Origin of the sequence: Kribbella sp. NBC_00662, assembly GCF_041430295.1 — a bacterium.
Taxonomy (GTDB): domain Bacteria; phylum Actinomycetota; class Actinomycetes; order Propionibacteriales; family Kribbellaceae; genus Kribbella.
This window is the reverse complement of sequence record NZ_CP109029.1, coordinates 763356-786191: the sequence shown is the minus strand read 5'-3', so window position 1 is coordinate 786191 and position 22836 is coordinate 763356. Positions and strand designations below refer to the sequence as shown.

General features: G+C 68.2%; 32 protein-coding genes and 1 tRNA gene. 14 read left to right on the top strand and 19 right to left on the bottom strand.

Features of this window, described 5'->3' with window-relative positions; translation table 11 throughout:
- Nucleotides 1-170 precede the first annotated feature (170 nt).
- Together OHA10_RS04020 and OHA10_RS04015 are read left to right on the top strand one after the other, a co-directional pair.
- Nucleotides 171-986: an SAM-dependent methyltransferase gene (locus OHA10_RS04020; protein ID WP_371404821.1), complete on the top strand. Its 816-nt coding sequence runs from the start codon at nt 171-173 to the stop codon at nt 984-986.
- Nucleotides 987-1157: 171 nt separating this feature from the next.
- On the top strand, nt 1158-2030 hold the full coding sequence (locus OHA10_RS04015) for a hypothetical protein (protein WP_371404820.1): 873 nt from the start codon (nt 1158-1160) through the stop codon (nt 2028-2030).
- On the opposite strand, the gene OHA10_RS04010 is transcribed toward OHA10_RS04015, so the two are convergent.
- A complete protein-coding gene (locus OHA10_RS04010; RefSeq protein WP_371404819.1) occupies nt 1994-2749 on the bottom strand; it encodes an SDR family oxidoreductase in 756 nt (251 codons plus the stop codon). The two genes, OHA10_RS04015 and OHA10_RS04010, sit on opposite strands and share 37 nt — an antisense overlap.
- A 169-nt stretch (nt 2750-2918) precedes the next feature.
- On the opposite strand from OHA10_RS04010, the gene OHA10_RS04005 reads away from it, so the two are divergent.
- The 4 genes from OHA10_RS04005 to OHA10_RS03990 all read left to right on the top strand — a co-directional run bounded on the left by OHA10_RS04005 (nt 2919) and on the right by OHA10_RS03990 (nt 4803).
- On the top strand, nt 2919-3296 hold the full coding sequence (locus tag OHA10_RS04005; RefSeq protein WP_137258953.1) for a YciI family protein: 378 nt from the start codon (nt 2919-2921) through the stop codon (nt 3294-3296).
- Between the two features lies 1 nt (nt 3297).
- Complete coding sequence (locus OHA10_RS04000; protein ID WP_371404818.1) at nt 3298-3678, top strand: VOC family protein; 381 nt, start codon at nt 3298-3300, stop codon at nt 3676-3678.
- 119 nt (nt 3679-3797) lie between these two features.
- A complete protein-coding gene (locus OHA10_RS03995) occupies nt 3798-4379 on the top strand; it encodes an adenylate kinase (protein WP_371404817.1) in 582 nt (193 codons plus the stop codon).
- Nucleotides 4380-4389: 10 nt separating this feature from the next.
- A complete protein-coding gene (locus OHA10_RS03990; protein WP_371404816.1) occupies nt 4390-4803 on the top strand; it encodes a hypothetical protein in 414 nt (137 codons plus the stop codon).
- On the opposite strand, the gene OHA10_RS03985 is transcribed toward OHA10_RS03990, so the two are convergent.
- Complete coding sequence (locus tag OHA10_RS03985) at nt 4777-5409, bottom strand: hemerythrin domain-containing protein (RefSeq protein ID WP_371404815.1); 633 nt, start codon at nt 5407-5409, stop codon at nt 4777-4779. The two genes, OHA10_RS03990 and OHA10_RS03985, sit on opposite strands and share 27 nt — an antisense overlap.
- A gap of 56 nt (nt 5410-5465) precedes the next feature.
- Between OHA10_RS03985 and OHA10_RS03980 the strand changes: the two genes are divergently transcribed.
- The gene (locus OHA10_RS03980; RefSeq protein WP_371404814.1) at nt 5466-6515 is read left to right on the top strand and encodes a biotin/lipoate A/B protein ligase family protein; all 1050 of its coding nucleotides are present in this window, start codon (nt 5466-5468) and stop codon (nt 6513-6515) included.
- Here OHA10_RS03980 and OHA10_RS03975 read toward each other — a convergent pair.
- Together OHA10_RS03975 and OHA10_RS03970 are read right to left on the bottom strand one after the other, a co-directional pair.
- On the bottom strand, nt 6499-7308 hold the full coding sequence (locus OHA10_RS03975; protein ID WP_371404813.1) for a PhzF family phenazine biosynthesis protein: 810 nt from the start codon (nt 7306-7308) through the stop codon (nt 6499-6501). The two genes, OHA10_RS03980 and OHA10_RS03975, sit on opposite strands and share 17 nt — an antisense overlap.
- Nucleotides 7309-7370: 62 nt before the next feature.
- On the bottom strand, nt 7371-7730 hold the full coding sequence (locus OHA10_RS03970; RefSeq protein ID WP_371404812.1) for a hypothetical protein: 360 nt from the start codon (nt 7728-7730) through the stop codon (nt 7371-7373).
- A gap of 38 nt (nt 7731-7768) precedes the next feature.
- Here OHA10_RS03970 and OHA10_RS03965 point away from each other — a divergent pair, with 38 nt between their 5' ends.
- On the top strand, nt 7769-8152 hold the full coding sequence (locus tag OHA10_RS03965) for a VOC family protein (RefSeq protein WP_371404811.1): 384 nt from the start codon (nt 7769-7771) through the stop codon (nt 8150-8152).
- Here the strand turns inward: OHA10_RS03965 and OHA10_RS03960 are convergent.
- The 4 genes from OHA10_RS03960 to OHA10_RS03945 form a co-directional block, all read right to left on the bottom strand.
- Nucleotides 8140-8796, bottom strand: a complete 657-nt coding sequence (locus tag OHA10_RS03960; RefSeq protein ID WP_371404810.1) for a DUF1707 domain-containing protein — start codon at nt 8794-8796, stop codon at nt 8140-8142. The genes OHA10_RS03965 and OHA10_RS03960 overlap by 13 nt on opposite strands.
- Nucleotides 8793-9494, bottom strand: coding sequence for a PadR family transcriptional regulator (locus OHA10_RS03955; protein ID WP_371404809.1), 702 nt, complete (start codon nt 9492-9494; stop codon nt 8793-8795). The genes OHA10_RS03960 and OHA10_RS03955 overlap by 4 nt, the downstream gene beginning before the upstream one ends.
- 75 nt (nt 9495-9569) lie before the next feature.
- Complete coding sequence (locus tag OHA10_RS03950; protein WP_371404808.1) at nt 9570-10292, bottom strand: DUF2993 domain-containing protein; 723 nt, start codon at nt 10290-10292, stop codon at nt 9570-9572.
- A 43-nt stretch (nt 10293-10335) separates the two neighbouring features.
- Entirely contained in the window at nt 10336-11232 is an 897-nt protein-coding gene (locus tag OHA10_RS03945; RefSeq protein ID WP_371404807.1) for an NAD-dependent epimerase/dehydratase family protein, read from the bottom strand.
- An 86-nt stretch (nt 11233-11318) separates the two neighbouring features.
- Between OHA10_RS03945 and OHA10_RS03940 the strand changes: the two genes are divergently transcribed.
- Nucleotides 11319-12026: a phosphatase PAP2 family protein gene (locus tag OHA10_RS03940; RefSeq protein ID WP_371404806.1), complete on the top strand. Its 708-nt coding sequence runs from the start codon at nt 11319-11321 to the stop codon at nt 12024-12026.
- Nucleotides 11963-12634, top strand: a complete 672-nt coding sequence (locus OHA10_RS03935; protein WP_371404805.1) for a phosphatase PAP2 family protein — start codon at nt 11963-11965, stop codon at nt 12632-12634. The genes OHA10_RS03940 and OHA10_RS03935 overlap by 64 nt, the downstream gene beginning before the upstream one ends.
- A 31-nt stretch (nt 12635-12665) precedes the next feature.
- Here OHA10_RS03935 and OHA10_RS03930 read toward each other — a convergent pair whose 3' ends face one another.
- Nucleotides 12666-13079 (bottom strand): dihydrofolate reductase family protein, encoded by a 414-nt coding sequence (locus tag OHA10_RS03930; RefSeq protein WP_371404804.1) that lies wholly within the window; start codon nt 13077-13079, stop codon nt 12666-12668.
- 330 nt (nt 13080-13409) lie between these two features.
- On the opposite strand from OHA10_RS03930, the gene OHA10_RS03925 reads away from it, so the two are divergent.
- Nucleotides 13410-14450: a sigma-70 family RNA polymerase sigma factor gene (locus OHA10_RS03925; protein ID WP_371404803.1), complete on the top strand. Its 1041-nt coding sequence runs from the start codon at nt 13410-13412 to the stop codon at nt 14448-14450.
- A gap of 47 nt (nt 14451-14497) precedes the next feature.
- Here OHA10_RS03925 and OHA10_RS03920 read toward each other — a convergent pair.
- From OHA10_RS03920 to OHA10_RS03895, 6 genes are all read right to left on the bottom strand, one after another.
- Nucleotides 14498-14570: transfer RNA gene (locus OHA10_RS03920), tRNA-Arg, on the bottom strand.
- A gap of 42 nt (nt 14571-14612) precedes the next feature.
- Nucleotides 14613-15800 carry a hypothetical protein gene (locus OHA10_RS03915; protein WP_371404802.1) on the bottom strand — a complete coding sequence of 396 codons (1188 nt, stop codon included), beginning with the start codon at nt 15798-15800 and terminating at the stop codon, nt 14613-14615.
- Between the two features lie 194 nt (nt 15801-15994).
- Nucleotides 15995-16600 carry an META domain-containing protein gene (locus tag OHA10_RS03910; protein WP_371404801.1) on the bottom strand — a complete coding sequence of 202 codons (606 nt, stop codon included), beginning with the start codon at nt 16598-16600 and terminating at the stop codon, nt 15995-15997.
- Nucleotides 16597-17091, bottom strand: a complete 495-nt coding sequence (locus OHA10_RS03905; protein ID WP_371404800.1) for a SigE family RNA polymerase sigma factor — start codon at nt 17089-17091, stop codon at nt 16597-16599. The genes OHA10_RS03910 and OHA10_RS03905 overlap by 4 nt, the downstream gene beginning before the upstream one ends.
- Before the next feature lie 93 nt (nt 17092-17184).
- The gene (locus OHA10_RS03900; RefSeq protein WP_371404799.1) at nt 17185-18486 is read right to left on the bottom strand and encodes an alpha/beta hydrolase; all 1302 of its coding nucleotides are present in this window, start codon (nt 18484-18486) and stop codon (nt 17185-17187) included.
- A gap of 129 nt (nt 18487-18615) precedes the next feature.
- Nucleotides 18616-19221 carry a hypothetical protein gene (locus tag OHA10_RS03895; RefSeq protein WP_371404798.1) on the bottom strand — a complete coding sequence of 202 codons (606 nt, stop codon included), beginning with the start codon at nt 19219-19221 and terminating at the stop codon, nt 18616-18618.
- Between the two features lie 213 nt (nt 19222-19434).
- Between OHA10_RS03895 and OHA10_RS03890 the strand changes: the two genes are divergently transcribed.
- Genes OHA10_RS03890 through OHA10_RS03880 form a run of 3 tightly spaced genes read left to right on the top strand, consistent with a single transcriptional unit; the run spans nt 19435 to nt 20721 of the window.
- Entirely contained in the window at nt 19435-19575 is a 141-nt protein-coding gene (locus OHA10_RS03890; protein WP_371404797.1) for a hypothetical protein, read from the top strand.
- Nucleotides 19572-20204, top strand: a complete 633-nt coding sequence (locus OHA10_RS03885) for an alpha/beta fold hydrolase (RefSeq protein ID WP_371404796.1) — start codon at nt 19572-19574, stop codon at nt 20202-20204. Before OHA10_RS03890 ends, OHA10_RS03885 begins: the two co-directional genes overlap by 4 nt.
- A 10-nt stretch (nt 20205-20214) precedes the next feature.
- Complete coding sequence (locus tag OHA10_RS03880; protein WP_371404795.1) at nt 20215-20721, top strand: GNAT family N-acetyltransferase; 507 nt, start codon at nt 20215-20217, stop codon at nt 20719-20721.
- A gap of 33 nt (nt 20722-20754) precedes the next feature.
- On the opposite strand, the gene mscL is transcribed toward OHA10_RS03880, so the two are convergent.
- The 4 genes from mscL to OHA10_RS03860 all read right to left on the bottom strand — a co-directional run bounded on the left by mscL (nt 20755) and on the right by OHA10_RS03860 (nt 22784).
- Nucleotides 20755-21159 (bottom strand): large conductance mechanosensitive channel protein MscL, encoded by a 405-nt coding sequence (gene mscL, locus OHA10_RS03875; RefSeq protein ID WP_371404794.1) that lies wholly within the window; start codon nt 21157-21159, stop codon nt 20755-20757.
- A gap of 104 nt (nt 21160-21263) precedes the next feature.
- Nucleotides 21264-21875, bottom strand: coding sequence for a Flp pilus assembly protein CpaB (locus tag OHA10_RS03870; RefSeq protein WP_371404793.1), 612 nt, complete (start codon nt 21873-21875; stop codon nt 21264-21266).
- 55 nt (nt 21876-21930) lie between these two features.
- Entirely contained in the window at nt 21931-22272 is a 342-nt protein-coding gene (locus tag OHA10_RS03865; protein WP_371404792.1) for an FmdB family zinc ribbon protein, read from the bottom strand.
- A 77-nt stretch (nt 22273-22349) separates the two neighbouring features.
- Nucleotides 22350-22784, bottom strand: coding sequence for a DUF1203 domain-containing protein (locus OHA10_RS03860; protein WP_371404791.1), 435 nt, complete (start codon nt 22782-22784; stop codon nt 22350-22352).
- Nucleotides 22785-22836: the final 52 nt, after the last annotated feature.

Genomic DNA, 22836 nt, shown 5'->3' with positions numbered 1-22836 from the left:
CCGGTGGGGCTGGCAAGCGCTTACCGCTCGCGCCGCGCGGATCTCCCGTCGGATGGGACCGCGACGGCGGTAGGTTCCATGACACAGCCCCGGTGCAGCGGTCGGTGGATTTGCTGGATAGCCTTCCGGCAATCCCGCTTTTCGGATCAGGGAACGAGGTGGAGCAGGCCATGCCGGACTACGGGCAGCTGGACCTGATCGACCTCGACCGTGCGTCCCAGGCGCGCGTCTACGACCTGCTGCTCGGCGGCAAGAACAACTTCGAGGTCGACCGGCGGTTCGTCCAGGAACTGGTGAAGATCGCACCCGAACTGCCCGAGCTGACCAGGCAGAACCGGCGCTGGCTGGCCGAGGTGATCGGCCGGATGACGACCGAGGGCGGGATCGACCAGTTCCTCGACCTCGGCGCCGGCCTGCCCACCGCGTTGAACACGCACGAGATCGCCCAGCAGGCCAACGTCGCCGCGAAGGTCGTGTACGTCGACCACGACCTGACCGCGATCTCGCACGGACAGGCCCTGCTCGCCGACGACAAGCGCAGCTTCTTCGCCGGCGTCGACCTGAGCGATCCGGCTGCCGTACTGAATCACCCGGACGTGACCGCGGGGCTCGACCTCACTCGACCGGTCGGGATCCTGCTCGGGCTGGTTCTGCACAACGTCCCGAGCCCGAAGGCCGTCCAGGTCGTCGCGGACTACGTGGCCGCCGTACCGTCCGGCTCCTACGTCGCGCTGACCAACCCGCTCAACCCGCGCGACGGCGGCCGGCTCGCGGAGTTCTCGACCGCGATCGAGGAGAAGCTGCAGGACGCCTTCCCGCAGATCCGGTTCCGGACCAGGGCCGAGACGGCGGAGCTCCTCGGTGGGCTCGAGCTGGTCGAGCCGGGACTGGTCGACCTGACCGCCTGGTGGCCGCACGACGAGCAGACGCTCAGCTCGACCGGCGCCGGACAGCTCCTGATGGTCGCGCTCGGCCGCAAACCGTAGGAATTCACTGGTGCCCGGCTGTGAGCCGGACCATGATGGGTCGCATGTCTGCCAAGGCTGCTGCCGCTCACTGATCGCATCGCGCCCGATGAACCCTGGCGCGCGACCTGATCACGCCCGTCCCGCGGACGGGCTCCGTAGCGTGCAGTCCTTCAGCCTTGGAGCTTGTGTATGAGTACCCAGTTCGAGGTCGCGTGTGACGAGTCGGGGTTCTCCGGAACCAACCTGCTCGACCCCGCCTCACCCGTCATCACCCACGCCAGTGTCGATCTCGACCTACCCGCGGCCGCCGGCATCATCGCCGTACTGCGAACCCGGCTGCGCCGGAGCACGGAGTACAAGTCCAATCAGTTGCTGCGACCCGAGCAGCGCCCCGCGCTCGAATGGCTGCTCACCACCCTCGGTGGGCATGCGCACGTCCACGTCATCGACAAGACCTCGTACGTCGCGGCGCGGGTGCTGGAGCTGTTCACCGAGGAGCCGTCGTACGGCGCGGGGACGCGTCTCGGCACGGATCATTCCGCGGCCGTGGCAAGGTTCCGGCAGCGGACCGGGTTCCTGGCGGCCTTCGTGGATCTGGCCCGGACCAAGCGGGTGCGGCTGATGGATCACGAGGCCGTGGACCGGTTCTTCGCGACGATGCCGGCCGACGTGCCCGCCCTCCGTGCGGTGACCCGGACGCGGGTCGAGATGGTGATGCAGCGACTGATCGACGAGGATCCGGAGATCCCGCCACCACTCGAGCCGCTGGTGCCGGCGCTTGCCGAGACGGTTCTGCACTGGAGCGCCGGCCAGCGATCGGTCACCGTCGTACACGACGAGCAGAGTGCGCTCACCCCTGGCCGGGTGGCGAGGCTGGGAGCCTTCCTGGCCGAGCAGGCGGAGCCGCCGCCGCTGCAGTCGTTCACACAGGTTGATTCCAAGCACGATCCGCGGGTGCAGGTGGCGGACTTCCTCGCCGGGATCGCGCGGCGCCGTACGCCGGATCTGGAGGAGCTGCTGGAGCCCTACACCTGTGCGGCGACGAAGTCTTCCCAGGTGTGAGTGCCCCGGTCGGCGCCGCTGAGGGTGAGGTTGCCGCCCGCGCGGTACACCTTGCCGGCCTTGCCGGGCACCCGGAGCGGCAGCGACAACCGGTGCTTGCCGGTGGCGCGCAGGTAGTCGTGAGCGAGCTCTGACAGGCTGTAGACCTTCGGCCCGACCAGGTCCGGGACAAGGCCCTGCGGCTCACCGAGTGCGAGCTCGACGAGGCGCTGGGCCACGTCCCGCCCGTCGACCGGCTGGAACCGGACGCCGCCCGGCATCGGCAGCACGGGCAGCTTCGCCATCATCCGCACGGTGTTCCAGGCGAAGTCGTGCAGCTGGGCGACCCGCAGTACGGACGACGGCACGGACGACTGGAGAACGGCCTGCTCGGCGCCGAGCTTCGACTTGAAGTAGGTCAGCGGGAGCTGGTCGACCGCGGTCACCGAGATGTGCACGAGGTGGCCGACGCCGGCCTGCTCGGCCGCCTTGACCAGGTTGCGGGTGCCGATGTCGTCGCCCTTCGGTCCACCGGCCAGATGCAGGATGACGTCCACGCCGTCCACCGCCTGGTCCAGTCCGTCGCCCTTCAGCAGGTCGACGGCCAGGTACTCGACACCGTCGTCGCGGTCGTGGGCGTGCCGGGTCAGGACCCGGACCTTGGCGCCGGCCGCCTGCAGCAGCGGTACGGCGTGGCGTCCGATCGTTCCGGTCCCGCCGGTCACCAGAATCGTGCTCATGATGTGTTCCTTTCTTCGCGTCTAACCGGCTGACGGATCCCGGCCGGGCGAGTGTGACCGGATGTGAGCTGGAATACATCGAGAAGAAATGTCGAGGTCTGTGTGGGGCCTCCGACGTCATCGGTGCCGGGGCGCAGTACGGCGTACCGGCTCAGACTGGAGGTCAAAGATGAAGTACGTGGTTCTGATCCACTCCAACCCGCAGCCGTGGGGTCACCCGACGATCGACTTCACCGAGGTGGGGCGGTCGATCCCGGCGGACGAGCGGGAGGCGATGGGCAAGGAGTTCGACGCGATGCTGGCCGAGCTGTCCGCCTCCGGTGAGCTGGTCAGCGGGCTCGCGCTGGATGCGCCGTCGACGACGCGCACGTACCGGTGGGAGGGGAAGCGGCCGGTCAGCACCGACGGTCCGTACGCGGAGTCGAAGGAGCAGCTGGCGGGATTCTTCGTGCTGGACTGCGCGACGCGGGAGCGGGCCGAGGAGCTGGCGGCCAAGTTCGCCGGGCCGGGCGATGTCATCGAGCTTCGCCCGGAAATGATCTTCTGAGATGGATGGCACCGGGATCCGGCTGAGTTCGCCGACGATCAACTGTCCGGACGCGGCGGCGCTCGGACAGTTCTACGCCCAGATCACCGGCGGGAAGGTGGTCTACACCGACCCGGTCTGGGCGACCGTCGACGGGCCGGGCGGGCGGATCGACTTTCAGAGCGACCCGACACATGTGCCGCCGACCTGGCCGGATCCCACGGTGCCGATCCAGTTCCACCTGGATTTCTACGTCGAGGACCTCGCGGCCGCCGCCGAGTTGGTGCTCGCGGCGGGTGCGACGCAGTACGAACATCAGCCGAACGCCGATCACTGTCTGGTGTTCGCGGACCCGGCCGGGCATCCGTTCTGCCTGTCGACGTGGGATTTGCTCGAGAAGTAGCGGTTCCGGACAGTAACGCGCGGTGTGACGTATTCCGGAGATTCGGAGTGACGTACGCCGTACCGCAGTTGCGGAAGGTCCAATATTCTTTGGGACTTACCGAGGGTCAGGAGGGTGCCGTGACCACTGTCTTGCTGATGGGGCCGCCGGGGGCGGGTAAAGGGACGCACGCGGGTCACCTGGCCGACCATCTCGGGGTGCCGGTCATCTCCACCGGTGATCTGTTCCGCCGCAACATCGCGGACGACACCGAGCTCGGGCGGACGGCCAAGCGCTACCTCGACGCGGGCGAGTACGTGCCCGACGAGGTGACCAACGAAATGGTTCGCGACCGGCTCGCCGCGGCCGACGCCGCTGCGGGCTTCGTCCTGGACGGCTACCCGCGCACCCTCACCCAGGCCGGCGTACTGGACGACATCCTCGACGAGCAAGGGCGTGAGCTCGACGCGGCCCTGGTCCTCCAGGTCGCCGTCGACTCGCTGGTCCACCGCCTCCTCCGCCGCGCCGAGATCGAGCACCGCTCCGACGACACCGAAGAGGTCATCCGCCGCCGCTTCGAGGTCTACCACGAGCAAACCGCGCCGCTGATCCACTTCTACGCCAACCGCGGCATCCACCACGAGGTAGACGCCTCCGCCGACATAGACACCGTCCGCACCCGCGTCTGGCAGGTAGCAGTAGAACTAAAACCAGCCGCCTGAACCAGTTGCCGTGCGCACCTTCGGCAGGCGTGAGCCGTTCCTGGACACTCCGTGGGACGAGATCCACACGTTCCTGTCGGCATTGGCGGAGAAGGCGCCGCAGTTCGGTCACATGGTGGCTGTTGCGGAGAGCGTGATCGCCAGCAGCTCCACGGACCTGCTGGCAGGCACCACGTCGATGCACGACATCCTCGTCGTACCGCGCCCTGTCCCGGAGCCGCCGTACGACGTGATCGCGGTGCGGTCGCCGAGTTCGTTGCGGCGGCCGGCGAACGGGATGGTGCGGATCGAGCATCTGTCCTCGAGCGGCCGGAACGACCTGATCGATCGGCCGGTCGCAGATGCGGTGCCGTTGTTCTGGCGGTTCGTGCTGGAGAAGTACGGCCTACGACCGCGGTCAGTGCTGCCAGGTGGGGGCTATTGATTTGCGGTAGGTGCGGCCGAAGAGGCCTGCTATGACCGTGAGGACCGGCTTGGGGACGGTGTGGGTGATGGCTTCGGATTCTTCCGGGGTGGCGCCGTCGAGGGCCCAGGCGAAGAAGGTGCCGCCCTGGACCGGGCCGACCTTGGCGAACTCGCGGCCCATCGCCTTGATCTCGGGGGAGTCCTGCTTCGCGAGGTAGACGGGCTCGATCTCCGCCTCCTCGTGTTCCAGATGTACGACGGTGACTCGCTGCAGCTCCTGCATCGCGGCGTGTGCGGTGGCCGCATCCGCCGCGCTCGCGGACTTGCGCAGCTTGCCCATCGCCATACGAGCCGCGGCGAGCGCGGTCGCCATCGTGTCGTGCTCGGCGTCCAGCCGCGCCAGGAGGTCCCGGCTCACGCCGACCTTCTCCAGCGCCGGCCAGGCGATCTCGTGCTCACCCTCGTGGTGCCGGGTGAGCTGCTCGTCGAAGTTCTGCCAGGCGACCGCCAGCTGCTCGGCCCGCTGCCGGTCTCCGTCCGGGAACCGGTCCAGTGCGTCGAGGAAGCGATCGAGGTCGCGCCGTACGGCGGCGTGGATCGCCTTGTTCATGCTCATTTCCCCCATGACCGGGAGTATGCGCCCCGGGAACAACCGTTGACCAGCGCAAGTTGTTGCTGAGTATGCATGGTGAGTACAAGGTGCCCGGTGGGAAGCTCGTCGTCGCGGACCTCGACGTGGTCGACGATCACGTGCGGACCGCCCAGATCTCCGGCGACTTCTTCCTCGAACCGGACGACGCGCTCGAGCGGATCAACGGCGCCTTGGCCGGCTTGCCGATCGCTTTGCCCGCGGCACAGATCGCGGCGCGGGTGCGCGGTGTGCTGGGCGACGGGGTCGAGATGCTCGGGTTCTCCCCGGAGGCGGTCGCGGTCGCCGTACGCCGTGCGTTGACCGGGGCAACGGGTTGGCGCGACCACGAGTGGGAGTTCGTGCACGACGTACCGCGGGAGCCCGCGCTGCAGATGGCGCTCGACGAAGTACTCACCGAACAGGTCGGATCAGGTGAACGTCCGCCGACGCTGCGTGTCTGGGAGTGGGCTTCGAACGCGGTGATCATCGGCAGCTTCCAGTCGCTGCGCAACGAGGTCGACCTGGACGGCGCCGCCCGGCACGACGTGACGGTGGTACGGCGGATCAGCGGCGGCGGCGCGATGTTCGTCGAGCCGGGCAACACGATCACGTACTCGCTGTACGTTCCGGAGTCGCTCGTCTCCGGGTTGTCGTTCATCGAGTCGTACGCGTTCCTCGACGACTGGGTCATTGGCGCACTCAACGATCTCGGCATCGCGGCGACGTACCAGCCGATCAACGACATCACCTCGCCGGCCGGCAAGATCGCGGGCGCGGCGCAGAAGCGGTTCGCGGGCGGCGCGGTTCTGCACCACGTGACGATGGCGTACGACATGGACGCCGGCAAAATGCTCGAAGTACTGCGGATCGGCCGGGAGAAGCTGTCCGACAAGGGGACGACGAGCGCGAACAAGCGCGTCGACCCGCTGCGCAGCCAGACCGGTCTCGATCGTACGGACGTGATCGAGCGGATGGTCGGCACGTTCCGGAACCGCTACGGCCTCCAGGCCGGTGCGATCGACGACGCCACGGTCGAGCTCGCCCAGGAACGGGTTGCGGAGAAGTTCGGCACCGGGGAGTGGCTCACGCGGGTGCCGTGATCGGTACGGCGTTCCCGCTGACCCGCACGCGGTTGTCATCTGGTTTCAGCTCGACCGTGATCAGGCTGGGCCGACCGAGATCGTCGCCTTGGTGCAGTGTGATCTCGGGCTGCCCGAGTCCGAGTTCTCGCAGGTAGGCGCCGAACGCGGCCGCCGCCGCACCGGTCGCCGGATCCTCGACGACACCGCCGACCGGGAACGGGTCCCGCACGTGGAACGTGGTCGGCGACTCCTGCCACACGAGCTGCAGTGTGGTCAGGTCGCGCTCGAGCATGTACGCGAGCAGGCGATCGAAGTCGTAGTCCAGATCGGCAAGTCGTTGCCGGGTCGCCGTACTCAGCACGAGATGCCGCGCTCCGGCGTACGCGATCCTGGCCGGCAGGTCCGGGTCGAGGTCGGTCGGCTCCCAGTTGAGGATGTCGAGAACCTCAGCCAGATCACCAGCCGGCTCGACGTGCGGCTCGACGCTGGTGAGGGTCGCGCGCAGTCCGTCATCCACGGTCACCGGGACGAGACCGGCCGGCGTCGAGAACACAAACTCACCCGGACCGTCCCGCTCCGCCAACGCCACCGCGGTCGCTACCGTCGCATGCCCACAGAACGGCACCTCAGCCTTGGGCGAGAAGTACCGCACCGATCCATCCACAACGAACGCAGTCTCGGAGTACCCGACCTCGGCAGCAATCGCCTGCATACCTTCGTCATCCAGCCCCCGCGCATCCAGCACCACTCCCGCCGGGTTCCCGCCGGCCGGATCGAGCGTGAAGGCCGCGTAGCGAAGTACGTTTGTCATGCCGGCCATCCAATCACCGCCGGACGATCTCCACGTGGGTGGCGCCTCCACTACTTTGGCAGTCATCGGGTCCAGTCCAATTGCGGCTCCGGGATCGACAGTCCGCGCCCGAACTCCTTCGCTTCCTCCCGCGCGGTGTCATCACCCCGGCGATAGCGGAAGACGCGGCCGGGGAACACCACGAAGATCTCCCGGTCGTCGTGGAAATCGGCGTACCAGCCAGGACTGTCGAGCACCTGCGACAGCACGTCGGCCAACTCCTCGCCGCGCTCGACCTCGAACTCGAGCACCGACCACACCTTCGGCTGGTCGCCCGACGCAGTCCCGACGGCGTACCGGCTGAGCTTGCGCACCGTCAGCGGGATGCCCTCCAGCTCGGTCCCGACCTTGAGGCTCTCGAGAATCAACGCTCCGTCGTACATGCGCGCGACCCTAAGCGGCAGCGCCGACAATTACGGCTATGGAGATCGGGTACGTCATCTTGTATGTGGAGGACCTGGGGCGGTCGGTGGGGTTCTACCGGGACGTGGTGGGGCTGGCGTACAAGTTCACGGATGCGGGGTATGCGGAGTTCGACGCCGGGGGAGTGCGGTTCGCGTTGTACGAGCGGCGGCGGGCGAAGTGGTTGACCGGGCGTGACGTGACGCCGGGTGCGGGTGGGGAAGTGGTGGTGATGGTCGACGGCGTGGATGCGTACGCCGAGCGGCTGGTCGCGGCCGGCGTGGAGTTGTCGAGCGGGCCGGCGGACCGTCCGTGGGGACATCGGACGGTCCACGTTGCCGACCCGGATGGATTCGTCGTCGAGTTCGCGGAGGAGATCCCGCGGGCCCGTCAGCGACGGTAGTTGTGCCAGCGGCGCCTGGACATGCCACTGATCAGGACGACCCAGAACACGCCCCACAGCAGCCACGGCGCGGCCAGTGCGATCGAGCTGATCACCAGACCGAGCATCAGGAACGGCATCAGCATGAGGATCGGCGGCGGCGGTCCCGGCCTGCGCCGGACTCCCGCCGGGCCGCGCTGCGCGACCTGCAGCTCCATCGAGGTCGGCAGGTCGTCGAACAGCGGCTCGAGCTCGTCGCCGTACCGCGACCTCGTCGCCTGCTCGCTGCGCTCCTCGAACTCCGCCTGCGTCAAGCGACCCGCGACAAAGTGGTCGCTGAGCAACGACACAGCCTGATCGCGCTCGGCGTCACCGATCCGGACCCGCTTCGCCGGTACGTCGCGCCGCCCGCCACCTTGCCCGCTACCTGCGTCCGGCCCGTCGCTCCAGCGGTCGCCATCGTCCTCCGCGCGGTTCCAGCCGGCGCTCCGTGGGTCGTCCCAGCTGGTCTCGCGCCAGTCACCGACCCAGCCGGGGCCGCGCCATTGGCCGCCCCAGTCCTGCTGACGCCAGTCGCCGCCCCAGCCCTGCCATTCGCGCCCGCGGCGTCCGCCACGAGCGCCGGGACCGCCCCGATGGGGTCGGCCCCGGTCGGCCGATGTCATGCCCGGTCCTGCTCGTTGTTCTCCGGGTTGTCGTCGTCCTCGGCGAGGATGCCGTACAACTTCCGGCGTAGATCACCAACGGCCTCGCGGGCCTTCGCCTGCTGCTCCGGCGTACCGCTGGCCATGATCTGCCACATCGCCGTCGCGACCTGCCCGAGCACCGGCTTGAACCCGTTCTCGTCGTCGCCGGCGGGAGCGCTCATCGCCTCCCACGGCGCGGACACCTCGTCCTGGTGCGCGGCGACGTACGCCCGGCCCTCGTCCGTCAGCTGGAACGTCCGCCGGCCGACCTCGGCGTCCGCCGTCACCAGGCCCTCGTCCTCGAGCTGCTGCAGCGTCGGGTAGATCGAGCCGGGGCTCGGCTTCCACACGCCGCCGCTGCGCTCGGCGATCTCCTGGATGATCTGGTAGCCGTTCATCGGCTGCTCCGCCAGTACGGCGAGGATCGCGGCCCGGACGTCACCCCTGCGGGCCTTCGGACCACGCCACCGCGGCGGCGGCCCCCACGGCGGACCGAACATCTGCCCGCCCCCGAACATCCCCCACTGCGGTCCGAAGCGCTGCTGCTCGTGCCCCCGGTGCCCGCGTCGCGCGCCGGTCATCGCCGCGCGCAACTCCTCAACAATGTCGTCGAAGTTCGAACAATGCCGCGCGAACTGCTGCCAAGGCCAGCCCGCGGCGTACGCCGATCCGGTCATCTCGACCACCCGTCCCTACGAAAAGTGATTGCGATAGTTCGACGATATATCGCGAACCATCGCAACCCAAGGGAGTCAGGCGCTGAACTTGAGCTCCTTCGCCGCCGCGGTCAGCACGATCGAGTTGTCGACGATGCTGATGCCGGTGAGCTGCGCGCCGAACGGCAGTTCGGGGACCGTGATGCCGCGGGCGAGCTGGTTCTGCAGCGCGGTCCGGACGAACGACGGGATCGAGTCGGACAGCTGGCCGAGAGCCAAGCTGATCCGGCCGTTCTGCACCTGCGGCGTGATCGGCACGTCGGCGTTGAACCCGCGGACCGACAGCTTCGCGTGCAGCTTGCCGTCGACCACCCGCAGGGCCAGGCCGTCCAGCCCGGTGCTGGTGACCGCGAGCCGGCTCAGCTCGCGCGGCGACAGCTGCAGCGTCAGGTCGCTCGAGTCGATGGTGACCGCCGCGCCCGACTGCCCGGTCAGCAGCCCGCGCGGCACCCGCACGTCGTGCAGCTGCACCTTCAGGTCCTCGCTCGGGATCCCGGAGAATGTCGGCCGGTCCATCGTCAGCGTGACCTTGGAGAAGTTCTCCTTGACCAGCTGGGGCAGGAACCCGAAGCCCCCGATCTTGACCGACGTGTCGGCCGAGCGTACGTCGTACTGCGCCGCCTTCTTGTCGGCCATCGAGGCGAGCTGGTTCTCGGCGACGTACGCGGCCGCTCGGTCGACGACGACCGCCAGAACCGCCAGTACCAGTACGGTGACCACCAACCGCCGCAACCAGCGGCGCGGTCTCGGTGAACTCATCCTTGCCCTTCCACAGTCGGCGAACCCGGACGCTAGCATCGCATCACGGCCGGCCGATCATCTCCCGGAGTGCATCATCGGTCGCCGTCGGTTTGATGCCGAAGGCAACTGTTGCGGCAGTGGAGTCCAGCACGAACGGTCCCTGCCACTGGTACTGCATCTCCACCATCTCGCGCGCGGCCGGGTCGACCAACCCGGCCAGCTTCAATATCCAGGGCGGCATCGCGGCCACCTTCGCCTGCGGTGCGCCGGCCAGTTCGGCGGCGCGGGCGGCGAGTTGCCGGACCGATACCGGGGCGGGCGTGGGCACGTGCCAGGCGCGGCCCCACGCGCTCTCGTCGCCGGCCACGGCGATCAGGGTCCGGGCGACGTCACCGACGTACGTCCAGCTGTGCGGCGCGTCCAGGTCGCCCGGCATCATCCCGCGTTTACCGGCGATCACTTTCGGTAACACGGTCACGCTGAACGGCGACACCGCGCCGGCGCCGAGGTAGTCCGACCCGCGCACCTCCGCGGTACGGATCCGCCCGGCCTGATGCGCCGCGAGCGCATCGGTCCAGAGCTTGGCCCGGACCTGCCCCTTCACGGTGTTGGGCAGCATCGGCAGGTCCTCGGTCATCGGCCGGTCGACCGCGCCGTACCCATAGAGGTTGCCGGTCGTCACGAGCGTCGCGCCGGACGCCTCGGCCGCCGCGATCAACGCTGCACCCAGCAGGGGCCACTGCGCGGTCCACTTGTTGTACGCCGGTCCGGCGCACGAATAGATGGCCGTCGCACCCTCGACGTACTCCGTCAGGCCCTGTCCGGCATCCGCGGCGACCCGCTCCACGCCGTCTGGCCCGCTCCCGGACCGGGTGATCACCCGAACCCGCTCACCCTGCGCCACGAGCAGCCGGGCGACCACACTCCCCACGGCCCCAGCCCCGACAACTACGTGCACGTCAGATCCCTCCGCTCGACACCCGCTCCCAGTCTTGCCGATGCGGGGACTACCTTGAGCTTGCACTCGATGGGTACAGGTTGGTTATGACGACGCGGCGGGCAGATGCGACAGCTGTCGTCCGGGCGCGGAGCTGGCGGTTGTTCCGTGGTGTCCTGGCGATGCTGGTGTTCGCGCTGCCGGTGGTGCTCCTCGGGCTGGCGGTGCGGCAGCAGTTCGATCCGTTGATCAGGGCCGACGACGCGCTCAGCCGGGCGGCCACCGGGTTCACTGTTCGGCACGGACTGGTGCCGCTGCTGACCGTGATCCAGACCGTCAGCCTGCCGATCTTCGTGTACCTGGTGGCGACCGGGGTGGCGATCTGGGTGTGGAGGGTCAAGAAGCTCAAGGGGCGCGCGCTGTGGGCGTTCGTCACGATGATGGTCGGCTGGGCGATCGGCGGTATCTCCAAGCCGATCGCGCAGCGTGCCCGGCCGGCCGTCGATGATCCGGTTCCGCATGCCGAGGGGTACTCGTTCCCCTCCGGCCATACCCTGAACATCACCTTGGCGGCCGGCGTCCTGGTCTTTCTGCTCTGGCCGCTGCTGTCGGCCGCCGGCCGCCGCATCGCCGTCGCACTCGCGATCGTGGTGCCGGTGATCGTCGGTCTGGACCGGCTTTTCATCGGTGCGCACTTCCCGTCCGACATCCTCGCCGGGCATATTCTCGGTCTAGGCATTATGTTCGCTTCATGGATCGGGTTCATCGGCAAGACGGCGTCGACCTCCTCACCAGGACCGTCGCACCCGGCGTAGCACTCGGTGGACTCATCATCGGGATCGGGCTCGCACTGAAAGGGCCGCTCGACGGGCTCTCCCACTCCGAGGAGGCGGTCAACAAGGATCTCGCCGCTCACCGGGACGGCACCTGGAACACGATCACCGCGGTGTGGTCGCAGATCGGCAACACCGCGGGCGTGATTGCGGTGTGCATTGTGGTCTCGTCCCTGCTGCTGTGGCGGACCCGGGACCTGCGCCTCGCGTTCGTCGCACCGATCGCGATCGCCATGCAGGGCCTGATCTTCCTGGTCGCGGCCAACGTCGTCGACCGCGACCGCCCGCAGGTCGACAAGCTCGACGCCTCACCCCCGACCGCGAGCTATCCCAGCGGCCACACCGGCGCGTCGACCGGCCTGTACGTCGCGTTCGCGCTGCTCGCCCTGGGCATCGAGCGCTCCTGGCTGCGCTGGACGACCGTGATCCTCTGCCTGGCGATGCCCTTACTGGTGGCGTTCGCCCGCCTCTACCGCGGCATGCACCACGTCACCGACGTCGGGGCCGGCTTCCTCAACGGCGCCATCTGCGCCCTACTCGCCTACGCCTGGTACCGTCACCGCACATCCCGCCGCACTGCTCGCCGCTGAAGGTGCGGCAGGGCAGGTGCGGCGGGTGTTTCTACGGCCGTTGGCCTTGCACGAACTCGTAGGTGTAGAACACCAGGCCGTCACCGATCTTTCGGGTGTTGACCAGGCGCAGCGGCTTCTTGTCGCTGGTCTCGTCGAAGAGACGCCGGCCGGTTCCCAGCACGACCGGGAAAACTACCAGCCGTAGTTCATCGGCCAGGTTCTGTTCGATCAGCGTGCGCAGCAGCTGATAGCTGCCGTAGACCAGGATTTCCCCGTCCACCTCCCGCTTGAGCTCCGAAATCTCCTTCGCCGCGTCGCCGCCCAGAACCGTGGCATTGGTCCACTGAGGCTCGTCGAGAGTCGACGACACGACGTACTTGGGGAGGCGGTTGATTCTGTCCGCCACTCCGGGCTCACGCGGACAGCCGCGCCAACGCCCGACACCATCCGGGACGCGAACCACTCACTGCTCCTCCCTCCCAGCAGCAGCGCCTCGACACCCAGCGCTTCCTGCGTCTCGCGGGCCTGCCAGTCCTCGAGGTCCTTGCTGCCCACGAACTGGTGGAACCAGCCACCCCGCTCGAAGCCCTCCGAACCATCCGGGTCTTGCACCACTCCATCCAGGGTGACGTTCGAGCTGATGACGATCTTTCCCATCTCCGTGCTCCTTCGACGATGTTGTCGGCTATCACTCGTCTAGACGCCGCGGCATCAGAAAGGAGGCGCTGCCCGACCGCCCCGTTCGCGGCTCGGCCGGCGTCCATAGAGGATGGGACTGCACACAACGAAAGCGGTGGCGGGCGTGGAGTTGGCGAGAACGGACCTGATGTCGAGGGCGCAAGCCGGCGACGGAGAGGCATTCCGAGCACTGACCGAGCCGCACCGCCGCGAGCTTCAGGTGCACTGCTACCGGATGCTCGGATCGTTCCAGGACGCCGAAGACGCTCTCCAGGACACGATGCTCTCCGCTTGGCGAGGTCTCGAACGATTCGACGGACGCGCCTCACTTCGCACCTGGCTCTACCGCATCGCCACCAACCGCTGCCTCGACACACTGCGCGCTGCGCGCCGGCGTCCAGCCAAGCAGTGGGACATCCCGGGAACCGAACCGCCAGAACCCACTGGACTCGGCGAAATCCACTGGCTCGAGCCCTATCCCGACGCCCTACTGGACGGCGCGATCACTGTGCCGCTCGGTCCGGAGGCGCGCTACGAGCAAACCGAATCCATTTCCCTGGCCTTTGTGACCGCCCTGCAGATCTTGCCGCCTCGCCAGCTCGCGGTCCTCGTCCTGCGCGACGTCCTCGGATTCCACACGAACGAGGTAGCCGACATGCTGGACACGACCGTCGAATCGATCAAAAGTGCCCTCAAACGCGCGCGTGCGGGAATGCAGCGCCGACTGCCGGTGATTGCTGCTGGGGAGCGACGGCCTGCCGACGACTCTCCTGCCGGCGACTCTCCTGCCGAGGACGCGATCGTGGCGAAGTTCGTCAGCGCCTACGAATCTGCCGACATCGACGCCTTGGTGGATCTGTTGACCGACGACGTCTTCATGACGATGCCTCCGATGCCGCTGGAATACCGGGGCCGAGACAGCGTCGCCCGCTTCTTCGCATTCATTTTCGGCTCGGTAGACAGATTCGAACTGGTACCGACGCGAGCCAACGGTCAGCCGGCCTTCGGGGTCTACCGCCCCACCCCCACCGGCACCCACGGAGTCGGCCTCTTCACCATCACCCTCGCAGGCGACCGAATCGGCGCCATGACCCGCTTCGAGGACACCGTCCTGTCCATCTTCGGCCTGCCGCCATCCCTGCCGAGTGCGCAGTAGCCACCAACTCCAGCTAGGCGAGCCTCTGACCTGCGCGTTTGTATGGGTGCCCCCGGCAGGATTCGAACCTGCGACGCACGGTTTAGGAAACCGACGCTCTATCCCCTGAGCTACGGGGGCGCACGCGGGGACAGCTTAGCGGAGGTGGGGGTGGGGTCGTGGTCAGCCGGTGAGGGCCGTGACGCCGAGGTGGCCGGTGATGGATTTGTAGCGTTCGGCGTAGAGGGTGGTGCAGCGGGAGGCGGCGCAGCCGGCGCCGGCGAAGGCTATGCCGCGGATGGTGGCGGAGGCGGTGCCGCGGCGGGTGTAGACGGGGCCGCCGGAGTCGCCGCCGATGATCGCGACCAGTCCGCCGCGGGTGGCGCGGATGACGTACGTCGTGCAGCCGTCGGCGTCGCAGTACTTCGCTGACGTCGAGCGGACCGTGAGGCCGCAGAGCGATGTGCTGAAGCTGCCGGACTGACAGACGACCGTGCCGACGCCGGGGTCGCCGCCGCCGGTAACGGTGCGGGTGTTGGCGGTGTCGCCGGGGCCGTCGGTCCAGATCTTCGCGCCGTACGCGCTCCCGGTGACCAGCGACTGGTCGTAGTCCGGGTAGTTCGTCCGGAGGGTCGTGGTGCCGTAGTAGTTGGTGCCCGACTTCCACACTGTGCCGGCATCACCGCAGTGGCCCGCAGTCACCGATCCACGTTGACCGTTGGAGCGCCGTACGACGGAGAAGCCGGCGGTGCAGTTCTTCAACGCGGACGTGATCCGCGCACCGCCCCAGTGGCCGCCCTTCGGGGTGTCGCTCAGCCGGCTCGTTCGCGCGAGCGAGCCGGCGACGACCTGTACACCGGACAGCTTGCGGAGACCGGCCTGGGACGCAGGGGAGGTGGTGGCCTGGTCGTACTCGACGACGACGTTCTCGGTGACCGGGTCGAGATCGGCGGCGAACGTCGTACGGCCGGCGTCGGACGACCAGTCGCGGGCGCCGACGGCGTTCCAGGCGTCGGCGATCGACTGGGCCGAACGGCAGCTGCGCTCCGCCCGGACCATCTGCTTGCCGGCCGCGGGCAGGTTGCGGGCCATCGCGGACTGGTACTTCTTCTCGTCCAGCTTCGCGGAGTCGACGACGACCTTGTAGCCGGTCGTGGCCGAGCCGACCACGCCGATGACGCCCTGGCTCAGTCCGTACGGCAGGCCGGAGGTGGGACGGCCGGTCGCGTCGAGCGGCTCGAGCGAACTCACGGCGGCGGAGATGCCGTCGCCGAGTGACTCGCCGAGCGGCCGCGCGTCGGAGGTGGAGGTCGGCTGCGACAGCCGCTTCGCCTCGGTCGAACTTGCACTCGGTTGTGCGTGGGAACACACCGCGGAACCTGCGACCGCGCCCGACGAAGGCACGGTGAGAGCGACTGCGAAGAGTGAGGCTGAGGCGAGGGTGAGCAGCGGGACGGTGACAGAGGGTCGCACAAAGCTCCAAAGATCGGTGGACCGGCCACTAGATGGTGTGGTCAGGGACTCCGTTCCGTCAAGAGTCGGTCACCGTCCGCGAGCAATTCCGACTACCGTGCGCGAGCGTAACTCGCAAGTTGACGCCCGTCGGCGCCGAAGAACTGCAGCGTGTCGCCGGCGATCGCGACCCGCTTGGCAGACCTCAGGACGCCGGTGTGCGGGACATTGTCGCAGCCGATCAGGTGCTGCAGGCCCGGCGTCGCGGTGAACTCACCGTGCTGGCCGATGCTGTAGGTCCCCTGGAGTCCGTTGCAGCCGTCCGAACCCGACCACGTCCCGTCCGGGCGGAACACCAGCACCGGATCCTGCGGCCGGGCTGCCTTCAGCGCCTTGAATCCGGCCATCTGCAGCGGTCGCCACGTGCCGGACACCGTCTGGGCCGTCGGTGGCTGCGGAGTCGGGGTCGCCGAGACCGGCGCCTGCCCGCCGGCGACCGGCGGCTGCGTGGGCTTGCTGTTCGAGCCGGCCAGCCCGAAGCCCACGACGGCGATCGCCGCGACCGCGACGGCGGCCGCACCGGAAACGATCCACGTGCGCCGCTGGGCCCGGTGGGCGCCCGTCGTGGCACGCTCGGTCAGACCGGTGGCCTCTGGCACCGAGGCGGCGGCGCGTTCGAACGTACCCCGCAGGTCATCCTCGAGATCGGTGTTGCTCACGACAACCTCTCATCAACGCGATTGTTCTTCCTGGACTCCCGGAGCGAGGCGAGCGCCCGGCTCGCCGTCGCCCGCACGGAGGACGGTTTGATGCCGAGCACGTCGGCGATCGTCTGGTCGTCCAGGTCCTGGTAGTAGCGCAGAACCAGCACGACCCGTTCCCGGGCGGACAACGTGGCAAGCTTTCGCCACAGGTCGTCGGAGTTTGCGATGTCCGTGGCGTGATCGGGTACGGCGCCCTGCGGGTCGATCTCGGCCGTCGGCGCCTCGCCGTACGAACGCCGCCGGGTCATCGAGAGGAACTCGTTCACCAGGATGCGCCGGACGTAGTGGTGTGGATCGTCGGCGTTGCGCACCTTCCGCCAGGAGCGGAACGCCTGCATCAACGCGATCTGCGCAAGGTCCTCCGCCCGCTGGTAGTCGCCGGAGACGGTGAACCCGAGCCGCACCAGTTCCTGTCCACGGGCGGATACGTACTCCTCGAACTCCACGCGCCACTCCCTGGCTGGACGTACAACTCCTCACACCTATTAGACGCACCGAGGCCGCCCACGTGCTGCAACCGTTGGTGCACAGTTCGATCTCTAGTCCAGCAGGAATGCCCTGACAGCTTCCTGCCCACGGGGATCCCGCTGCACACTGTGCCCGCTGCCGGTGATGACGACCAGCTTCGCGTCCCGTGAGTGCTCCTGCTGCCATCTGGACCAGTCCACTGGGCAGAACAGGTCGTTGCTCCCGTGCAGGATCAGCGTGCGTGGCAACAGCTCCTGCGCGGCCGGGTACGTCGACACGCGGGCAGCCGGCCAGCGCAGGCAGCCCTGGATCATCGGCTGGCTGTGCGCGGTCGCCACGTCGTACGGATACAGCTTCTTCGGGTCCAGGCGGCGTACGGCGTCGTTGAGGGCGGTCTCGCGGTCGGACTTGCCGGACCAGGGGAAGCGGAGGTCCGAGCACAGGGTTGCCATGTGCAGGCCTGCGGAGAGGGTGCTGTACGCGAGGCCTTTGCTGGTGGTCCGCTGGAAGAGCTCCTTCAGGCCGGTATCATCGCCGGCGCGGGCGGCATGCAGGGTGGCCGCGATCCCTTTGAGCGTTGGATTCACGGAGTTGAGGCTCGCGACCGACAGTGTCTCCATCAGGTCGGTGCCACTGACGCCGTGCTGCACCAGCCAGGCCAGGTCCGCCACCGGATCCGTCGTACAGGTTGGATCCTGACGGCACGCGGCCTTGAGCACCGGGCCGGTCGCGGCCATCAGATCGACACCCATCGGGTCGAAGCCCTTGTGCGGTACGACGGAATCCAGCACGAGCGACCGCACATGATCCGGATACTTCAAGCCGTACTGCGCTGCCGTGAAGCTCCCGTACGACGTACCGTCGAGGGTCAGCCTGTCGACCTTGAGGGACTGTCGTAGCTGCTCGATGTCGTCGACGGTGTCGGGTGTGCCGTAGTACCCGAGGCCTGGGCCGATCCGCTTAGCGCACTCGTCGACGGCGGCCGGAGGCGGTGTCAGGAAGTCGGAGCCGCCCACAGTCTCTTGTAATGCAGGGCAATTGATGCCTTTCGGGCCGGTGCCGCGTTGGTCGAGCATGACGAGGCGGTACTCGCGCAGTACGTCAGGGTGCACGTTGCGCTTGAGACTGGGCAGAAGTGGTACACCGGGTTGTCCGGGGCCGCCGGTGAGGAGCACGAGAACGCCGCGCGGTGCGTCCACGTTGTCGGCTGCGGCAACCGCGAGATCGAGCGACGGGCCGTCGGGTCGTTGGCGATCTACCGGGACGTGGAGCGTCGTGCACGTGAAGCCCGGTGTGCAGTCGACGTCGCTCGTTGGCGCAGAGCAGGCGGTGCTAGCGAGGACCAGCGCGCACAGCAGCCGGATCGTTCGCATGCATCAGCGTGCGGCAACGCGCCGGCCGCCGCAACCTGCCTCGCGGGTCGACCTCTTGAGGGACCCGCAAGGCAGGCGCGGGTTGACCCCGCTTCGGACGGCTTCGGGGTGCGCGTCCGGCGCGGGGGGTCAGCGGAGGCCGAGTGACTTGATCAGCTCGGCGGATACCTGGCGCGGCGCCGGCAGGGTTCCGGGCTTGCCCTGGCCCTCCAAAGAGGTCGCCACCAGCCGGTGGCAGCCGAAGGCCTCGGCCGTGATCGACAGCACGCCGCGGTCGTTGTCGGTGAACCGCAGGACATAGGTCGGGCCGAGTTCCTTGGTGCAGATGCTCGGCTTCTTGGCGACGGGTTTCGCCGCGTTGACCAGGGCGAACAGGTCGGTCGCCTGCTTGCCGGTGCGTTTCGTGGTGACGGTCGCGTAGTCCTGCCCGGACGCCTTCGCGTCGTACTGGCAGATCGTCACGCTGACAGGGTTGAACATCGAGGTGGCCGCGCCCTGGCCCCAGACCACCTTGTCGGCGGCGGCGCGCACGGCCGCGATGGTCTCGGGGCAGTCGGTGCTCGGTGTGCCGCTGGGGGTGGGTGACGGCGTGGGGGTGCCGGGGGTGGTCGGCGTGTTCGTGGGCTGGGCGGCGGGCGGAGAGGTGGCGTTCTCGTTACCGCAGGCGGCGGTAACACCGAGAACAGCCACGACGAGCGTCGCACCGATCAGGCCCCGTGTCCGTAATGCACTCACGACTCGGTCCTTCCGGGTTGGCAAGGTCACCCATGATGCTGGAAGGGGGTCACGTCGTGCGTGCCAGAACATCACGGCGGCGCGTCGTTCCGGTCACGCCGCCGGATCGTTCGGCAACCGAGGCAGACCTGTAACGTCCACGCGCTGGTCGCCGGCGCCGCTTGCGGGAGAAATCACTCCCGGGGCGCCCCGGCGACTCGGTAATCTGGAGACATGACGAGCCCGTACGAAGACGACGAGCCGCTGCTGCCGGAACAGACCCGCGACGACGACCCGCGGACCTGGGGTGAGAACGACTTCGGCTATGACGACGACGAGCGCATCCTGAACGAGGTCCCCCCGCACCACGGATGACGGCCACCGCATTGCTCGTCCACGGCGGCCTCTGGGAAGCCATGGACGCAGCGAGGTTCTGGGGTACGACGGGGATCCACCAGGGACTCACGTCGTACGGCGTGGAGGTGGTCGCGCCGGATCGGCCGCAGTATCCAAGTGGGTGGGACGTCGAGGTCGAGGCCCTCGGTGAACAGCTGGCGAAACATGCCGGTCCGGTCACAATCGTTGGCGCCTCCAATGGGTGTACCGTCGCGGTCCTGCTGGCTTCGAGGTTTCCGGAACTGGTCGATCGCCTGCTGCTCGCGTGGCCCGCGACCGGCGACGACGAGGTCGCGAACGAACGTGCCCGGGCCGGACTGGTGAGCCGCGGCTGCCCGCCGGAGGCCGCGGAGAGCCTGCTGGCCGGCGGCATTCTGCGTGGTGTGACCGACCTGGAACTGGCATCGCTGGCACGTATTCGGGTGGCGGTGCTGCCGTCGGTACCGGAGAATCCGTCGCATCAGCGGAAGACGGTCGACGCGCTGTTGCGGTCGATCCGGGGGAGTCGTGAGCTGGCCGGGTGTCCCGAACCGCCGACGCCCGCCTTCCGGAACAGTCCGCAGTACCTGGATCAGCTGGTGCGAACGATCGTGGAGTTCGTCAACTGAGGGGGAGAGCGTGGAACTTCGGGGGTTTTCCGACGGGTACGGCGTCGAGGTAGCGAGCTGGGCCGTGGATGCGAAGGAAGTGGCGTTGCTGTCCGGGCGGGTGGAGTACCCGTTCCCGGAGGATCTGCGGACGAGTTGGCGGACGGTCGAGGAGGACATCCACTCCTATCTGTTGTTCGACGGCAACCGGCCGGTGGGCTACGGCGAGGTCTGGCTGGACGACGAGGAGGACGAGGTCGAGCTCGCCCGGATCATCGTGGACCCGGAGCTGCGGGGTCGCGGGGTCGGTGGAGAACTCGTCCGGGCGTTGCTCGGACCGGCGCTGGACGCCGGCTACTCGGAGGTCTTCCTGCGGGTCCGCCCGGAGAACGCGGCGGCGATCCGCGCCTATCACGGCAGCGGCTTCGTCGACGTCCCCGCGGCTTTGATGGAGGAGTGGAACGACGGCCAGCCGGTCCCGTACCGCTGGATGCGGTACGCCGGTGAACAGGTGGACGCCGGCGAGCTCAGGGGCTGAGGTTTACGCGCCCACCTGCGGCGACGGCAGCCCTTACTGCTGGCGGGTGCGGAGCAGGTCGCGGATCTCGGTCAGCAGCTCCTGCTCGGTCGTCAGCGGGTCGGGCTCGGGCTCCTGGCCGCGCGCGCGGCGCTCGGCCAGCTTGTTCAATGGCATCACGATGAAGAAGTAGATCGCCGCGGCAACGAACAGGAAGTTCAGGGCCGCTTGCAGGATGAGCCCGATCGAGAAGTGCGCGCCGTTGATGTCGAAGTTCCAGACCCCGCTGATGTCGGTCTTCCCGAAGATCGCTGCGATGAACGGGTTGATGAAGCCGTCCACGAGCGCGCCGACGATTTTGCTGAACGCTGCGCCGATGACGACGGCGACCGCGAGGTCGACGACGTTTCCGCGCATGACGAATTCCTTGAAGCCCTTGAGCATGTGGGTTGCCTCCACGAAGCGGGTGGTTTGTACCCGAGAAAGGTAGGGCTGCAGGGTGCCGAGAGCGAGGTACCGCGCCGCGCGGCAACGCATCGTGCCACCAGCTGTCCGCAGAGTGATCAGCTCGTGTCTGGTGTCAGAGCAACGGTGATCCGCGAGTTCGTACTGGCCTGGGCCAGCCGGGTCGCGATCTGCGGCGTCGCCTCGACCACGATCAGCGCGCCGGCCGTGGCTGACTCGGGCTTCGGTAGGGCGAGGACAGGAACACTCTGGGCGAGTAGGGCCGCGGCCGCCGTGCTCGTTGCGGCGTACAGATTGACGTGGTCGCCGACGCGTAGGAGAGCGCTGATGTCGGCGTCGTCGACGCGGAACGGGTAGGCGAGCGAGCCGGGCGGCACGGCTGGTGGCGCCAGGAACCTGGCGTCGGTGAGCGGCTCGCCGGCTCTGACCGGTCCGCTCAGCAGTCGCGCGGTCAGATCAGCGCCCGGTTTGAGGGCACCGACAGGCACCGCGTCCGGTGGTAGGTCGACGGTCCGCAGATCGTCGTGGGCGGGCACAGCTCCGCCGGTCAGGTCACGCGCGGCGGCCAGCACCGCGACCGTCGGTGGCGGCGAAGGGGAGAGGGCTAGAAGGCCGAAGTACACAGCGGCCGCGGCGGCAACGCCGGCCAACAGCCGACGGTGCCAGCGGGCGGCACGGAGCAGATCACGAAGCGGGGAAGGGATTGTCATGCCGGAGAAGATACGAACTTCTCCGGCACGCCTTCCGGTTGTCCACAGAAAAGTCTCAGGCGGCGCTGGTGCTCGACGAGCTGCCCGAGGAAGAGCTGCCGGACGACGAGCTGCCCGACGAGGAGTCCTTCGAGGTCGACGACGACTTCGAGGACTCGGACGAGCCGCTGGAGGACGACGAGGACGACTCGGACTTCGCCGGCACCGAGCTCTTGCCGGACGAGCGGCTGTCGGTCCGGTAGAAGCCGGAGCCCTTGAACACGACGCCCACGGCGTTGAACACCTTGCGCAGGTTGCCCTGGCAGTTCGGGCACACGGTCAAAGCATCGTCCGTGAAGCTCTGGCGCACCTCGAGCGCTTCACCACAGTCGGTGCACTGGTACTGGTACGTCGGCACGGTCGGTTCCCTTCAAGCCGCTGGCACTCCTACTACCCGACTGCTAATAATGCGCCAGCGGCCCGAAGTATTCCAACTCAGCCCTGTCGGCGCACCGTGAAGTTCCAGCAACCGGCCACCACGTTCCGCACCTGGACGGTGTCCACGACCGGGTCCTCGAACAGTCGTTTGAGCTCGATTTCGCTCGTCCCAGGCTGTGCGACAACACCGTCCAGCATCTGACCGGCGACGTCGTACGGCCGCAGTACCGCCTGCCGGTCCCGGAAGTCGATCGGGAAGCCCTCGGCCGGCCCCGAGCAGTCCGTCACGTGCACGAAGACCGGCCCGACCTCGGCGTACGGGCCGCCGGCGGTCATCGGCCGATGCGCGACCAGCGCGATCCGCTCGCCGGGGCCCGCGAGCGTCAGGCAGCAGCGCAGCGGCTCGCCACCCTCCGATGTGCGCGAAACGACGGCGTTTCCGAAATCGTCGTAGGTGTTGCAGCGAATGCGGTCCAGCTCGGAACCTGGCACGGCGACATACCTCAACTCTGCGTTCATGTCGAGGGAACGCAGAGCAACGCAA